Below are 15115 nucleotides of genomic sequence, written 5' to 3'. Positions count from 1 at the left end.
GGGGGGAGCCGATGCCGCTGGCCCGCGCGGTGTCGCGGCTCGCGTCGACCCGGTTGCGGGCCGCGGCGCACGGCCACCTCGGCCGCCACGACCACGGCGCCCTCGACGGACGGGGCGGGCACGGCGGACAGGGCGCGCAGGGCCACGGCCACGGCCACGGCCACGGCCACGGGCACGGGCACGAGGGTCCCGACGTCGCCGCGATGCTCGCCGAGGCCGGGTTCTCGAGCGTCGTGAACCTGGGGGCGGGGGAGAGCAAGCTCGGCGGCTTCACGTTCTGGCGCGCGCAGGGCTGACGGGTCGTGAGCGGCGATAGTCGCGATAGCGACTATCGCCGCTCACAGGCGGTGGCCATCATGGCGACTTGATGTCAGATGTCTGTGGGCTCCGAGGTGTGCGGGGCGGGTGACGCAGGCCGCTCTGCGCGGGCCGGCGGAGGCCGAGGGTCGGTGAACACCCAGCTGAGAGCCTCAGACGTTCTACACCTTGGCGATGGACAGCAGAAGTTCTGAAGAACTATTGACAGTGGGGCCGGGGTTGCTACAGTGAGCGCGCTCACTTAGCTGATGTCAGACGTCAGTTGCCAGAATCGGGTCGAACGCCTCCTCGGAGAACGTCAGTGACGACTTGGCTCCGCTTCCGCCGGTCCGTGACCGGGTGCGTCGAATGGGGTTTCCGCCGCCAGGCGGGGGCCCACCAGGCGCGTGCGGGTGCGGGGGCCGGGTCGGCACCGGCCGGCCTGGAGGGAGAACGGGATGTCCGTCCACGACTCGGAGTTCGTCTTCGAGCCGATCGGGGTGGGCCGCGGGTTCGAGAAGATCGTCGCCAACCTGCGGGGCGCGATCGTGCGAGGAGATCTGCTCGCCGGGCAGCGGCTGCCCTCGGAACCGGAGCTCGCCCATCAGCTCGGCGTGTCACGGCCGATGCTGCGCGAGGCGTTGAAGGCGCTGGAGGTGTCGGGGTACCTGGAGGTCCGGCGCGGCTACGGCGGTGGGCGGTTCGTGGCGATGCCGGAGCCGGAGGAGTTCCACGCGATCACGTCGGCACCCCTGTCGACGATGGACGTGGAACCCCGCCACGTCATGGACGTCCGGCTGGCGGTCGAGCCGATGGCGGCGCGGCTGAGCGCGCAGGACGGCGACACCTCCGACCTGGAGCGGGCGCTGCGGCTGTTGGGGATGGCGGGCACGCGACCCGCGCGGGCGGTGGAGGCGGTCGTCTCCTTCCACGTCGGGCTGGTCGAGGCGTCGGACAACCCGGTCTTCGTCGCGGTGTTCGAGAGCCTGCGTGGTCCGGTGGCGATGAGCCTCGGTCAGCGGGTCCGCGAGCCGGAATGGCCTGGTCGCGCACGTGACGGTCTGGCCCATGTCGTGCGCCTGATCTCCGACGGCGAGGGCGGCGCGGCCGAGCGCGCGATGCGCAAGTACCTGCTCGACTTCGAGGACGACCGGGAACGGCGGGAGGAGGACGCGTGACCAGCTCCGGTGCGATCGACGGGACGACGTCGCGGCCGTTGTTCAGCGTCACCGACGACGGGCCCGACGGGCAGCTGTTCGACCGGGCGGTCGAGGCGATGCCGCGGGAGCGGATTCGCGCGCTGCAGCTGGACCTGCTCCGCACGCAGCTCGCCGGACTCGGGCGACGGTCGCCCTTCTACGCGGACCTCTGGGCCGCCAACGGTTTCGACCCGCTGTCCGTCGCATCGCTCGACGACTTCGACGCCCCGCTCACGACCAAGGAGATGCTGCGCGACAGCCAGCTGGAGTCACCGCCGCTCGGCCGGCACGCCGGCGTTCCGATGGCCGACGTCGTGCGCGTGCACGCGTCGAGCGGGACGACGGGGCGCCCGTCGTACGTCGGCATCACCGGCCGGGACCTGGAGGACTGGACGCAGGTCGTCGCGCGGGTCCTCTACAGCGAGGGGATGCGCCCCGACGACGTCGTCGTGCACGCGTTCGGCCTCGGGTTCTTCGTCGGCGGGCTGCCGCTCAAGGACGCGACCGAGCGCATCGGTGCGACCTTCGTCCCGATCGGCACCGGCAGCAGCGACAGGGTCGTGCAGAGCATCCGCGACCTCGGCGGCACGGTGCTGATGTCGACGCCGTCGTACGCGACCTACCTCGCCGAGTACTGCCGCAACAAGCTCGGGCTGGAGCCGGCCGAGCTCGGCCTGCGCAAGCTCCTGCTCGGTGCCGAGCCGGGCGCGTCGATACCCGCTGTCCGGGCCCGGCTCGAAGCCGACTACGGGGCCGTGGTCGGCGACGGGATGGGCAACGCCGACGTCTTCCCGATCTACCTGGCCAGCTGTCCCGAGCAGGACGGGCTGCACCTGTGCGCCGAGGACCAGTTGCTCACCGAGCTGGTCGACCCGGACAGCGGCCGGCGGCTCGACTGGACCGAGGGCACCGAGGGCGAGCTCGTCGTGACCCATCTGCGGCGCGAGTGTGTCCCGCTGGTGCGGTTCCGGGTCCGCGACCGGGTGGTCGTCGGCGCGACGACGTGTCCGTGCGGTCGGACGAGCCCGCGACTGCACTGCGTCGGCCGGACCGACGACCTGTTGTTCGTCGCCGGCGTCAACGTGTGGCCCAGCGCGGTCAAGGACGTGATCGCGTCCATGGCCCCCCGCACCACCGGCGCGATGCAGATCGTGCTCGCCGACGCCGGGCCCGTCGTGAGGCCACCGATGCGGGTGCAGGTCGAGTATGGCCTCGACGTCGAGGATCTCGACGAGCTGCGGACCGACGTCGAGAACCTGTTGCGCGACAAGCTGGTCGTCGCCGCGACGGTCGATCTCGTGCCGCCGAACTCGCTCCCGCGCTGGGAGATGAAGGCCCAGCTGGTGAGACGGCGCCGATGACGCCGGCCCCCGAACGCACGCCCGCGAACCGAATCCGACGCACCGAGGAGAGGACACGGATGAAGCCCCGGACAGCGCTGACCGAGGAGGTGACGAGCGCGTGCTGAACATCGACATCGACACCGGCGGAACCATGACCGACGGTCTGGTCAGCGGCGACGGCACGGTGTTCTCGATCAAGGTGGAGACCACCCCGCACGACGTGACCCTCTCGTTCCTCGAGATCCTCGACGCCGCCCGCGCCCACGTGGGCGCTGCGTCGCTGCGGGATCTGCTCGACGACGTGGCGCTGATCCGCTGGTCGTCGACGATCACGTCCAACGTCCTCGCGCAGAAGTCCGGGCCCAAGCTCGGTCTGCTCGTCAGCGCAGGCCACGAGGACGACCTCTACACCTCCCCGGAGGAGGCGGCGACGGTGCTCGGACCGTTGATCGCGCGGGAGAACATCACCGGGATCAGCGCCGACGCCGATGACGACGAGGTCCGCACCGCGGTGAAGGGGTTGTTCGACAAGGGAATCCGCCGGATCAACATCTCGTTGCAGGGCGCGTTCGAGGACAACTCCCGGGAACGCAAGATCGTGTCGATGATCGACGCGCAGTACCCGGACCACTTCCTGGGATCGATCCCGGCGCTGCCGGCGAGCGAGATCCTGTTGCGTCCCGACGACTCCACCCGGACGTTCGTGTCGCTGATCAACGCCTACGTCCATCCGTCGCTGGCCACGACGCTCTACCGCGCGGAGGAGACCCTCAAGCAGGAGCACGCGTGGCGTGGCAACGTCCTGGTCGGACACATCAACGGTGGCGTCGCGCGAATCGGCAAGACGACCGCGTTCGACACCATCGAGTCCGGCCCGCTGTTCGGTACCCACGCGAGCGCGGCGGAAGCCGCGCGCCTCGGCGACGCGAAGGTCCTCGCGATCGACGTCGGTGGCACGACCGCGAAGTCGTCGGCGGTCGAGAACGGTCGGGTCGTCGATCGCGACGAGGGTCATCTGTTCGGGATCCCGGTGCGTACCAACCTGCCGCTGCTGCGCTCGATCGCGCTCGGGGGCGGTTCGGTGGCCCGGGCCGCGGACGGTGCCGTGACGCTCGGCCCGGACTCGATGGGCGCCGCGCCCGGCCCCGCCTGCTACGGCCTCGGGGGGCGCAACGCGACGACGACGGACGCGTTCGTCCTGCTCGGCTACCTGGCGCCCGACGCGTTCCTCGACGGCAGGCGCACCCTCGACGTGAGCGCGGCCCGCGACGCGATCGCCCGCACCGTCGGGGACCCGCTCGGGATCTCCGCGGTCGAGGCGGCGCAGCGCATCGTCGACACGGCGTTCGACATGACCGCGGACCTCGCCCGTGAGACCGCCGCCGAGATGGGCTGGGACCCGGCCGACACCGCGGTGTACGCCTTCGGCGGCAACGGCCCGCTCTTCGCGACGGGCGTCGCCGAGCGGATCGGTGCCGGCACGGTGCGGCTCTTCGGGTTCGGCAACGTGCTGTCGGCCTACGGCTCGGCGATCTCGGACGTCGTGCACGTCTACGAGTCCGCGGTGAACTCCGCCGATGCCGCCCGCGCCGCCGCGGGACGGCTCGCCGACGAGGCCCGTCGCGACCTCGAGGGCGAGGGCTTCGCCCCCGACGAGGCCGTGCTGCTGTGGGAGGTCCGCGGCACCGGCGGCGTGCGGGGCACGGCCGTCGGAGCCGTCGACACCGCGCTGTCGGCCGTCGACGATCCGTCGCTGGTCCGGCTGACCGTCAGGTTCTCCCTGGCCAGCCTGGAGAAGGTCGCGGTCACCACCGGCTCGGCGGGCGCGGGCACGGGGGAACGCGGCGGCATCCCGACCCGCGACTGGGCGTCGGTGGCCGGCTCGACGGTGGCCGGTCCCGCCCTCGTCGACGGAGGCAGCTTCACCTGGCTCGTCGGTCCGGGCTGGTCGCTGACCGTGGACGCCGCCGGTGACGCCGTCGCAACCAAGGGAGGCAACTGATGCCCAGCACCATCCACGTCGCGGAGTACCTCGACCTCGATGTCGATGCCGAGCGGTGGCGCTGCCACTCCTGCGGCCACGACGTCGGCGACGCGCGGGAGAACTACAAGAGGGGGCTGCTGATCCACGAGCGCGACCCCGGCGAGGTGCACCCCCCTCTCATCGACGGTGAGTTCACCTTCGCGCCGAATCCGGAGTGGATCCGGATCCTGGAGTTCTACTGCCCCGGATGCGGCCGCCAGGTCGAGACCGAGTACCTGCCCCCGGGGCACCCGATCACCCACGACACCGAGATCGACCTCGACAGCCTCAAGCGCAAGCTCGCCAGCGGTGAGCTGCACATCGACGAGCACGGCAAGCTGGAGGTGACCGCATGAAGGCGATCGACATCGACGTGGGCGGCACGTTCACCGACCTCGTCCTGACCTGGGACGACCGGCGCATCACCGCGAAGGCGCCGACCACGCCCTACGACCTGTCGGTCGGCTTCCTCGACGTCCTGACCGACGGTGCGGACCAGCTCGAGATGTCCATCGACGAGCTGCTGCCGCAGATCGAGCTGGTCCGGTACTCGACCACCGTCGCGATGAACCGGCTCATCGAGCGCAAGGGGCCGCGGCTGGGCCTGCTCACCACGGAGGGGCACGAGGACGCGATCCTGATCGGGCGCGGTGCACAGTGGACCGACGGGACCCGGATCTCCGAGCGCCGCAACGTCGCGGTGCAGAACAAGCCGGCCCCCCTGATCACCCGGGACATGATCGCCGGCGTCCGTGAACGGGTCGACTCCTTCGGGGCCGTGCTGCGTCCCCTCGACGAGGACGACGTGCGGCGCAAGCTGCGCAAGCTCGTCGACGGCGGAGCCCGCGCGATCGCGGTGTCGCTGCTGTGGAGCTTCGCGCATCCGGAACACGAGCGCAGGATCCGCGAGATCATCCGCGAGGAGTACCGCAGCTACCACGTCGGCTATCTGCCCGTCGTGCTCTCGCACGAGGTCGTCGGCAAGGTCGGCGAGTACGAGCGCACGATGACGGCCATCCTCGACGCGTACCTGCAGAGCTCCATCAAGGCCGAGATGGAGAGCACCTGGGACCAGCTGCGCGACCACGGCTACCGGGGGAGCTTCCTGCTCACCCACAACACCGGCGGCTCCGCGGAGATCTTCAAGACGACCGCGTCGCGCACCTACAACGGCGGCCCGATCTCCGGGCTGATGGGCAGCTACCACATCGGCAAGGCTCTCGGGTACCGCAACGTCATCGCCTCCGACGTGGGCGGCACCAGCTTCGACCTGGGCATGGTCGTCGACGCCTCGGTGCGCTCGTACGAGTTCCGTCCGATCATCGACAAGTGGATGGTCGGCATCTCGATGCTGCAGTCGACGACGATGGGTGCCGGTGGCGGCTCGATCGCCTGGATCAACGAGCTGCTCGGCGGCCGGCTCGAGGTGGGCCCCCGATCGGCGGGCTCCTACCCGGGCCCGGTCTGCTACGACCTGGGCGGCACCGAACCCACCACCACCGACGCCGACGTCGTGCTCGGCTACCTCAGCCCCGACGGCTACTTCAACGGCCGCATGCCGCTCAACCGGGACAAGGCGGTCGAGGCCGTCGAAATGAAGATCGCCAAGCCGCTGGGGCTCGGTGTCGACGAGGCCGCGGCCCTGATCCGGCGCATCGTCGAGCAGAACATGGCGTCCGCGATCAAGCGTGAGGTCCACCTGCGGGGCTACCACCCGGAGGACTTCGTCCTGTTCGCCTTCGGCGGCGGCGGTCCCACCCACGTCGCCGGCTACGGCGCGGACGTGCCCACGTCGGTGATCTTCCCGCAGGCGCCGGTGTTCTCCGCGCTCGGCAGCTCGGTCATGGACATCATGCACGTCTACGAGCAGTCCAAGCGGATCCTGTTCCTCAACGGCATGACCCAGCAGTTCACCGACGACTACCAGGCCTACAACGTGCCGGTCCAGGAGATGGTCGCGCAGGCCAGGGCCGACCTGGCCTCCGAGGGGCTCGACCCGGACTCGGCCGTGTTCACCGTCGAGCTCGACATGCTCTACGGCGGCCAGGTGCAGGTCAAACGGGTCGCGTCGCCGCTGCTGTCGATCAACTCGCCGGAGGAGGCGCAACGGGTCTACGACGAGTTCGAGAAGGAGTACTCCGAGGCCTTCAGCCCGCACGTGGTCAACAAGCCCGGCGGCGCCTACATCGAGAACATCATCGTCAAGGCCACGGTGCCCACGGAGAAGCTCGAGCTCCCGGTCCACGAGCTCGTCGGCAATGACCCGTCGGCGGCGCGGACCGGTACCCGCAACGCGTACTGGCCCGAGCAGGGCGGGCGCGTCGACACCCCGGTGTTCGGCTTCGACCGGCTCCGCCCTGGCAACCAGGTCGACGGCCCGGCGCTGGTCGAGGCCGAGTTCACGACCATCGTCATCCCGCCCGGCAAGAGCCTGACGATCGACCGGCACGGGCTGGGCCTGCTCCAGAACACCGACGTCGCCGGAACCGATGCCGCCCGACCCGCCCGCGCCGGCGAGCCGGCCCTGGAAGGAGCTCCCGCATGAGCTACCCGAGTTTGGCGGAGAAGCTCGCCGCACTGAAGGTCAGCGAGCCCACCGAGTACGAGCGGTCCTGCCTGGAGTCGGTGAACGCCGGCGACTACGAGATCGGCGTGCAGCGCACCGCGGACATCCTCGACGAGGGCTACGAGGTGTTCATGCGCAGCTCACGCTCGCAGATGGGTGTCGCGGGCGACTCGATCGTCGCGATCTTCAACGCGCAGGGCGACCTGGTGAACGCGTCGGCGGGCACCTACCTGCACGCGGTCATCCCACCGATCGTCATCAAGTACATCCTCAAGAACTTCCGCGAGAACCCGGGCATCGCCGACGGCGACATCTGGTACACCAACGACGCGCTCTACGGCGGGATCCACAACCCCGACCAGGTCGCGATCATGCCGGTCTTCTTCGAGGGCGAGCTGGTGGCGTGGACCGCCGCCCTGTCGCACACCACCGAGACGGGGGCCTGCGAGCCCGGCGGCATGCCGGTGTCGGCGAAGTCCCGGTTCGACGAGGGTATGAACCTGCCCCCGATGAAGATCGGGCACGACCACGTCCTGCGCCACGACGTGATCGAGATGTTCGCCGCGTTCGGGCTGCGGTCCGAGGTCAGCGTGACCGTGGACCTGCGGGCCCGCTGCACCACGGCCGACCGGGTGCGGGTGCGGCTGCTGGAGATGTTCGCCCGCGAGGGCAAGGACTTCGTCACCGGCCTGTTCCGGCGCATGCTGATCGAGGCCGAGCAGGGCGCGCGCAAGCGGCTCGCGTCGTGGCCCGACGGGGTCTACCGCTGCGCGACGTTCTCCGACTCGGCGGGCACCGAGCACGGCCTGATGCGCAACTGCTTCATGACCATGACCAAGCGCGACGACACGCTCCACCTGGACTTCACGGGCACCAGCCCGGAGAACGGGTCGTCCTACAACGCCCACCCGCAGGCGGTGATCGGCCACCTCGCGAACTACATCTACGAGTACGTCTTCCACGACCTGCCGATCTCCTCGGCGACGTTCCAGCCGATCGACTTCGAGTTCCCACCGAACTCGATGCTCTCCCCGGCGCCCAACGCCGCCACGAGCTGCGCCGTCATGGCGGCCACCGGGGCGATGAGCTCGATCGCCAACTGCGTCGGCCGGGCCCGGTTCGGGACCACCGAGTGGCGCCAGGTGACGGCCTCGCTGGGCAACGGCGGCAACGCCTCCGTCCTCGCCGGGGTGTCGCAGTGGGGCATGCCCTTCGCCGACATGCTCGCCTACACGATCAACACCGAGGGGCAGGGCGCCCGCTCGCACTCCGACGGGATCAACGCCTACGGCTTCCCCTGGTGTGCGTTCGGGCGGGCACCCGACGTCGAGAACATGGAGAACGAGCTGCCCATGCTCGTGCCGTTCTCCCAGCACTGGCCCGACTCCGGCGGCGCCGGCAAACACCGCGGCGGGGTGGGCACCGCGCAGCTGTGGGTCGCCCACCACGCCCCGTACGTGATCTTCATGTCGATCGCCGACAACTCGATCGTCCAGACCCCGCAGCCGCTGTTCGGCGGCTACACCATGCCCACCTGCCCCGGACTGTCGATGGAAGGCGTCGACATCCCGGAGCTGCTGCGCGCGGGCGAGGAAGGCACCCTCGACCTGGCGAGCCTGCTCGCCGGCAAGTACGGCGGGCAGATCGTGTCGGAGACCTACGCCCGCACCGCCCGGCCGGTGATGGGCGACCAGGTCATCACCCTGGGCATCTCCACCGGCGGCGCCGGCTACGGCGACCCGCTCGACCGCGACCCGCAGGCCGTGGAGAAGGACGTCACCGACGGCCTGATCTCGGACTGGTCGGCCACCGACGTCTACGCCGTCCGGTTCAACGAGCGCACCGGCCGCGTCGACCCGCAGGCCACCGCGGCGGCGCGCCGCGACGTGCTCGCCGAGCGCAAGGCCCGCGGCAAGACCTGGGACGAGTTCCACGAGGGCTGGTCCCGGCGCAAGCCCCCGGAGGAGGTCCTCGGCCTCTACGGGTCCTGGCCGGACGGGGCGGTCGTGAACCCGCTCATGCGGATGTGACCGGAGGCCGTCGATGACTCTCGCGCCTCGTGCACGAGCGCAGGCCATCGCGGCGCGGCGGGGCGGCCGGCACACGCTGGCCGTCCCCCTCGCGCTGCGGCTCGCCGCGAAGATCGCCGAACGTCCCTGGGACGCGTTCCTGCGCGACCCCACCCAGCTCGCCAACGGGCTGCGCGACCTGCTCGACGCCGTCGGACCCGACGGTGTGCCGGTCACCGTCCCGAGCGTGCTCACCGAGGAGCGGGACGCGCGGCTGGACGCCGCGCTGGAGGCGACGCGCCGGCTGCGGGTCACCGTCGGCGACAACGCGGTCCTCGTCGCCGTGCTCGACCCGGACCCGGGCCTGATCGACACGGTCAGAGCGTTCCTCGACGCCGGGATCGACGGCGTCGTCCTGCACGGCGACGTACCTGCCGCGGACGCCCGCACGATCGGCAACGTCACCCGCTTCCACCGGGCGATGGCCCACGTCCTCGGCCCCGGCAGCTCCGGCCTGCCCGGCGCCGAGGCCGTCGCCCTCGACGCCCCCGTCGCGAAGACGGGCCTCGTCCTGACCGACGGCGAGGTGCCCGACGGCACCCCCGTGCCGCTCGTTCAGGACTGGGTCGGTGGCGTCCGTAGCTGACACCGCGCCGACCCTCGGCGACCCCGGGAGGGCGTCCGGCCTCCCGGGGCTCGTCGGGTGACGCGCGTCCGACGAACAAGGGGCAATCCCTCATGCAGTACAGCGATACGCAGTACGGCGATGCAGCCATCCCGCTCGGCCACGCCTGGTCGTCCCCGTTCGCCAAGTGGCAGGGAACGTTGGCCGAGACGCCGAGCCTCGACCTCGCCGTCGCGGTCACCTCGCGTGCGATGTCCGACCGCGACATCGACCCCGGCGAGGTCACCGGCCTGACCCTGGGATGGACGGTTCCGCAGCCCGAGATCTTCTACGGCGCGCCCACCCTCGCGGCCCGGCTCGGGGCCACCGGCGTCTCGGGGCCGATGATCAGCCAGGCCTGCGCGACGAGCGTCGCCGCGCTGCAGGCGGCCGCGCACTGCGTCGAGAGCGCCGGCGGTGTGCAGCTGGTGGTCGCCACCGACCGGACCTCCAACGGCCCGACGCTGACCTACCCCGCCCCGTCGCGGCAGGGCGGGGCGCCCGTGCAGGAGCACTGGGTGCTCGACAGCTTCGGCCGTGACCCCTGGGCGGGGACGTCGATGATCGCGGCCGGCGAGGCCGTCGCCGGCGAGATCGGCGCGACCCGCGACGAGCTCGACGACCTCACCGCCCTGCGCTGGGAGCAGTACACCAGCGCGCTGGCCAACGACCGCGCGTTCCAGAAGCGCTACCTCGTCCCGGTGGAGATCGCGAAGCGGAAGGGCGCGCTGGTCCTCGACGCCGACGAAGGCGTCCGCTCCAAGGAACGCGACGCGATCGGGAAGCTCCCGCCCGTGGGCCCCGACGGCGTCCACACCTTCGCGTCCCAGACCCATCCCGCCGACGGCTGCGCCGGTGCGGTCGTCACCACCGTCGACCGGGCCCGCGAGCTGTCCGGCGGGGCCGGGATCGTCCGGCTGCTCGGCACCGGGTTCGCCCGCGTCGCCAAGGGCCGCATGCCCCAGGCCCCCGTGCCCGCGGCCGTGGCCGCGCTGCAGGCCGCCGGCCGCAGCGTCACCGACGTCGCCGCGGTGACCACCCACAACCCGTTCGCGGTCAACGATCTCTACCTCAGCCGGGAGACCGGCATCGACGTGGAACTGATGAACGCCCACGGCTGCAGCCTGATCTTCGGCCATCCCCAGGGGCCGACCGGGCTGCGGTCCATCGCCGAACTGATCGAGACCCTGCGCGAACGCGGGGGAGGGGTCGGGCTGTTCACGGGATGCGCCGCGGGAGACACCGGCGGCGCCCTCGTCATCGAGGTGACCGACTGACATGACCGCACACGACGACACCGCCGCGACGTCCCCGGCCACGTTCGCCCGGCCCCGGATCGTCGCGAAGACCCGGCCCGACGGCTCGGTCCTGCTGCGCTCCACCGACGGTCTCGGCCCGCACAGCGACCACGTCGGCCAGGAGCTGCATCGGTGGGCTGACGCGGCGCCGGACCGGCTGCTGATCACCGAACCCACCCCGCAGGGGCGTCGCGACGTCACCTACGGTCGGGCCCGCACTGCGGCGCAAGGTCTGGCGCAGGCGCTGCTCGATCTCGGAGCGGCGCCGGACCGGCCGCTGCTGGTGCTGGCCGGGAACTCCCCGGAACACCTGCAGCTCACCCTCGCCTGCTACCTGGCCGGGGTCCCCGTGGTGCCGGCGAGCATCGCGTACTCGTTGTCCTCGGCCGACCACCGCCAGCTCCGCACCATTGCCGCGCTCGTCCGGCCCGCGGCGGTGTTCGTCGACGACGTCACGGCGTTCGCCGGGGCGATCGATGCGGTCGTCGACGCCGTTCGCGCCGCCGGCGTGAGCGCACCGACCGTTCTCACCCGCGGCGCAGCGACGCCTCGGGGCGGCGCGCCGGTCGTGACGTTCGACGAGCTCGCCGCCACGCGACCGGGGGAAGCCGCGGCGCGCGCCTACGAGGCCGTCACGCCGGACACCGTCGCGAAGATCATCTTCACGTCGGGGTCGACCGGATCGCCCAAGGGCGTGCTGACGACGCACCGGATGCTCACCAGCAACCAGCAGATGATGCGCCAGGTTTGGCCGTTCCTGCAGACCGAGCCGCCCGTGCTCGTCGACTGGCTGCCGTGGAGCCACACGTTCGGCGGCAGCCACAACGTCGGCCTGGTCCTCAGCAACGGCGGCACCCTGCACATCGACGCCGGACGGCCCACGCCCGCCCTGTTCGACCGCACCCTCGCGGCCCTCGCCGAGATCGCCCCCACCATCTACGTCAACGTGCCCGCCGGATACACGCTGCTCGTGCCACGGCTGGAGGCCGACCCCGGGTTCGCCCGGCACTTCTTCTCCCGGCTGCGGCTGCTGTTCTACGCTGCCGCCGCACTCCCGCAGGCCCTGTGGGACCGGCTCGAAGCCCTCGTCGACGAGCACGCCGACCACCCGATCCCGCTCACCGCGTCGTGGGGCACCACCGAGACCGCGCCCGCGGCGACGTCGGCACACTGGTCCGGCTCCCGCTGCGGCTGCATCGGGGTCCCGCTGCCGGGGGTACGGCTCAAACTCGTCCCCGTCGACGGCAAGAAGGAGATCCGGATCGCCGGCCCGTCGATCACCCCGGGCTACCACGACCGGCCCGACGCGACCGCCGCCGCGTTCGACGACGAGGGCTTCTACCGCACCGGCGACGCGGTCGTCCTCGTCGATGCGGACGACCCCGACCAGGGCCTGATGTTCGACGGCCGGATCGCGGAGGACTTCAAGCTCACGACCGGGACGTGGGTCCACGTCGCGACGGTCCGCGGCACGCTGCTCTCGGCGGCCCGGGTGCTCACCGACGCGGTCCTCGCCGGCCACGACCGCGACGAGGTCACCGCGCTCGCGTGGCTCAACGTCGACGAGGCCCGCACCGTGTGCGGGCTGGCGCCGGGTGCCGACGTCCCGCTCGACCACCCCGACCTGCGGCGGCACCTCGCGTCGGCGCTGGCGGAGGTCGGTGCCGCGGCCGGCTCGGCGGGCCGGGTGGCGCGCCTGCTGCTCTGCGACGAACCACCCGACCTCGATGCCGGGGAGATCACCGACAAGGGCTACATCAACCAGCGCGCCGTCCTCGACCGCCGCAGCGACCTCGTCGAACTGCTCTACGCACCCCACGTTGACCCGAGAGTCATCGAGTCGGCATCGGTCGCCGCCGCTCCCTAACCGGCGGCGCCGACCCGCGCGAGCGACCGGTCGGGCAGCGTCACGACCAGGCAGATCCCGCCGACGACCAGCAGGAACACAGCCAGCCGGTGTAGGCCCGGGGTGTCGGCGCCGTGGGCGAAGAACCCGCCGGTCGCGGCGGCGGCGACGATCGCGCCGAGGTAGGAGAACGTCCGCAGCAGCCCGGCCGACGACGCGGTCCGCTCCGGTTCGGACTGGTGGTAGACGGCGTTCTGGTTGCCGAGACCGCCCAGCCCCATCCCGACCCCGCCGACGACGGCGACCAGCACGAGCAGCCAGATCCCGCTCCCGGCCCCGAGCACCAGGAACAGCGCGACCAGCACGACCTGGGCGACGGCGCCGACGACCAGCTTGGCGCGCACCGCGCCGTGGCGACCGGTCAGCGCGGTGACGACGACCGTCGTCAGGAACATCGGGAGCATGACGAGCCCGGCCTGCGTCGGGGTGAGTCCGCGCGTCTCCTGGAGCCACTGGGTGAAGCCGTAGATGAAGGCGTAGCCGATCGTGAACGTCAGCAGCGCGCGGACGTACGTCGCGACCAGGGCGGGGTTGCCGCCCAGCACCCGCAGGTCGACGAACGGGTTCGTGGTGCGCAGCTCGCGTACCGCGAACACCGCGGCCGCTGCGACGGCGACGAGCACCAGGTACCAGTGGCCCGCCGAGGGCGACATGAGGAACAGCAGCAGCGTCGTCAGCGTGACGGTGAACAGCGCGATGCCGAGCAGGTCGATGCGGGGACGCGCCGCGCCGTCGCCGGGCGCGGTGTGGCGGGGGAGCCGCAGCGCGCCGAGCACCAGGCAGGCGACGGCCAGCGGCACGTTGACGGCGAACACCGCGCGCCAGCCGCCGAGCCCGACGAGCACCCCGGCGATCGTCGGCCCCACGACGGCGACGGTCTGGCTGGCCATCGCCAGCAGGGCGAGGACGCTCGCCGGGCTGTCCTGTCCGGTGCGCGTGCCCTCGCTGCGGATCAGGTACATCGCGGCCGGGTAGCCGGCGCATGTGCCGAAGCCGAGCAGGACGCGGGCGATCACGAGCACCCACAGCGACGGTGCGAGCGCGCCGAGGACGCCGGCCAGCCCGGCCAGCGCGGTGCCCACGAGGTAGAGGCGGCGCGGGCCGTGGACGTCGATCAGCCTGCCGACGACGGGCTGCCCGACGGCGGTCGCCAGGTACAGGCCCGACACGAGCCACGCGGTCTCCGACGGTGGCGCCCCGAACGCCAGCCCGATCGGCACGAGCGACACCGCGATCATCGACGTGTTGACCGGGTTGAGCGTCGCGCCGAGCATCATCGGCGCGATCAGCCGGCGGTCGAACGCGTCGGTGACGCGGGTGCGGCTCACGGTGCGACGACCCGGTCGAGCAACGCCATGGCCTCGACGACGGTGCGCCGCTCGGCCTCGGTGAGCTGCTCCTGCAGGGCTCTGGCCAGCCATTCCTCGCCGGCGCGGCGGCCGTCGTCGAGCAGCGCGGCGCCGGCGGGGGTGAGGGTGAGCAGCCGCCGACGACCGTCGCCGGGGTCGGGCCGGCGCTCGGTGAGGCCGCGCTCCTCCAGCACGGCGAGCGTCGCCGCGATCGACTGCGGGCGGACGCGTTCGGCGGCGGCCAGGTCGCTCGCCGACAGCGGACCGGCGCGTCCGATGCGGCTCAGCGCGGAGGTCTGCGACGGGGTGAGGTCGGCGTTGTCGTAGGTCTGGCGCAGGCGTCGGCGCAGCCGTCCGACGAGCACGCGGACGTCGCGTGCGGCGTGGGCGGCGGACTCGGACAGCGCTGCGGGCATGCCGCCCACCGTAATTTCTTCAGTTCAGACTGTCCAGTTCTGCCT

At 71.8% G+C, this 15115-nt stretch carries 12 protein-coding genes; 10 read left to right on the top strand and 2 right to left on the bottom strand.

All coding sequences use genetic code 11. The features are described from left to right. The 10 genes from PSU4_RS01230 to PSU4_RS01185 all read left to right on the top strand — a co-directional run. A partial coding sequence (locus PSU4_RS01230) for a hypothetical protein (protein ID WP_222596129.1) occupies nt 1-296 on the top strand: 296 nt, incomplete at its 5' end. Between the two features lie 459 nt (nt 297-755). Continuing rightward, nucleotides 756-1475 (top strand): FadR/GntR family transcriptional regulator, encoded by a 720-nt coding sequence (locus tag PSU4_RS01225; RefSeq protein WP_147101808.1) that lies wholly within the window; start codon nt 756-758, stop codon nt 1473-1475. Beyond that, complete coding sequence (locus PSU4_RS01220; protein ID WP_147101806.1) at nt 1472-2857, top strand: phenylacetate--CoA ligase family protein; 1386 nt, start codon at nt 1472-1474, stop codon at nt 2855-2857. The genes PSU4_RS01225 and PSU4_RS01220 overlap by 4 nt, the downstream gene beginning before the upstream one ends. Nucleotides 2858-2957: 100 nt before the next feature. Continuing rightward, entirely contained in the window at nt 2958-4841 is a 1884-nt protein-coding gene (locus tag PSU4_RS01215) for a hydantoinase/oxoprolinase family protein (RefSeq protein WP_147101804.1), read from the top strand. Then, entirely contained in the window at nt 4841-5218 is a 378-nt protein-coding gene (locus PSU4_RS01210; protein WP_147101802.1) for an acetone carboxylase subunit gamma, read from the top strand. Before PSU4_RS01215 ends, PSU4_RS01210 begins: the two co-directional genes overlap by 1 nt. Further along, nucleotides 5215-7407: a hydantoinase/oxoprolinase family protein gene (locus PSU4_RS01205; protein WP_147101800.1), complete on the top strand. Its 2193-nt coding sequence runs from the start codon at nt 5215-5217 to the stop codon at nt 7405-7407. Before PSU4_RS01210 ends, PSU4_RS01205 begins: the two co-directional genes overlap by 4 nt. Further along, nucleotides 7404-9458, top strand: coding sequence for a hydantoinase B/oxoprolinase family protein (locus tag PSU4_RS01200; protein WP_147101798.1), 2055 nt, complete (start codon nt 7404-7406; stop codon nt 9456-9458). Before PSU4_RS01205 ends, PSU4_RS01200 begins: the two co-directional genes overlap by 4 nt. Nucleotides 9459-9471: 13 nt before the next feature. Further along, the gene (locus tag PSU4_RS01195; RefSeq protein ID WP_147101797.1) at nt 9472-10083 is read left to right on the top strand and encodes a hypothetical protein; all 612 of its coding nucleotides are present in this window, start codon (nt 9472-9474) and stop codon (nt 10081-10083) included. Between the two features lie 92 nt (nt 10084-10175). Continuing rightward, nucleotides 10176-11378 (top strand): thiolase family protein, encoded by a 1203-nt coding sequence (locus PSU4_RS01190; RefSeq protein WP_147101795.1) that lies wholly within the window; start codon nt 10176-10178, stop codon nt 11376-11378. Between the two features lies 1 nt (nt 11379). Continuing rightward, a complete protein-coding gene (locus tag PSU4_RS01185) occupies nt 11380-13266 on the top strand; it encodes a feruloyl-CoA synthase (protein WP_147101793.1) in 1887 nt (628 codons plus the stop codon). Here PSU4_RS01185 and PSU4_RS01180 read toward each other — a convergent pair. Both PSU4_RS01180 and PSU4_RS01175 read right to left on the bottom strand, forming a co-directional pair. Further along, nucleotides 13263-14633 (bottom strand): MFS transporter, encoded by a 1371-nt coding sequence (locus PSU4_RS01180; protein WP_246114882.1) that lies wholly within the window; start codon nt 14631-14633, stop codon nt 13263-13265. The genes PSU4_RS01185 and PSU4_RS01180 overlap by 4 nt on opposite strands. Beyond that, a complete protein-coding gene (locus PSU4_RS01175) occupies nt 14630-15070 on the bottom strand; it encodes a MarR family winged helix-turn-helix transcriptional regulator (RefSeq protein WP_147101789.1) in 441 nt (146 codons plus the stop codon). The genes PSU4_RS01180 and PSU4_RS01175 overlap by 4 nt, the downstream gene beginning before the upstream one ends. Nucleotides 15071-15115: the final 45 nt, after the last annotated feature.

This window comes from Pseudonocardia sulfidoxydans NBRC 16205 (genome assembly GCF_007989085.1).
GTDB lineage: Bacteria > Actinomycetota > Actinomycetes > Mycobacteriales > Pseudonocardiaceae > Pseudonocardia > Pseudonocardia sulfidoxydans.
The sequence above is the reverse complement of the archived record's forward strand: the minus strand, read 5'-3'. Positions and strand labels throughout refer to the sequence as shown.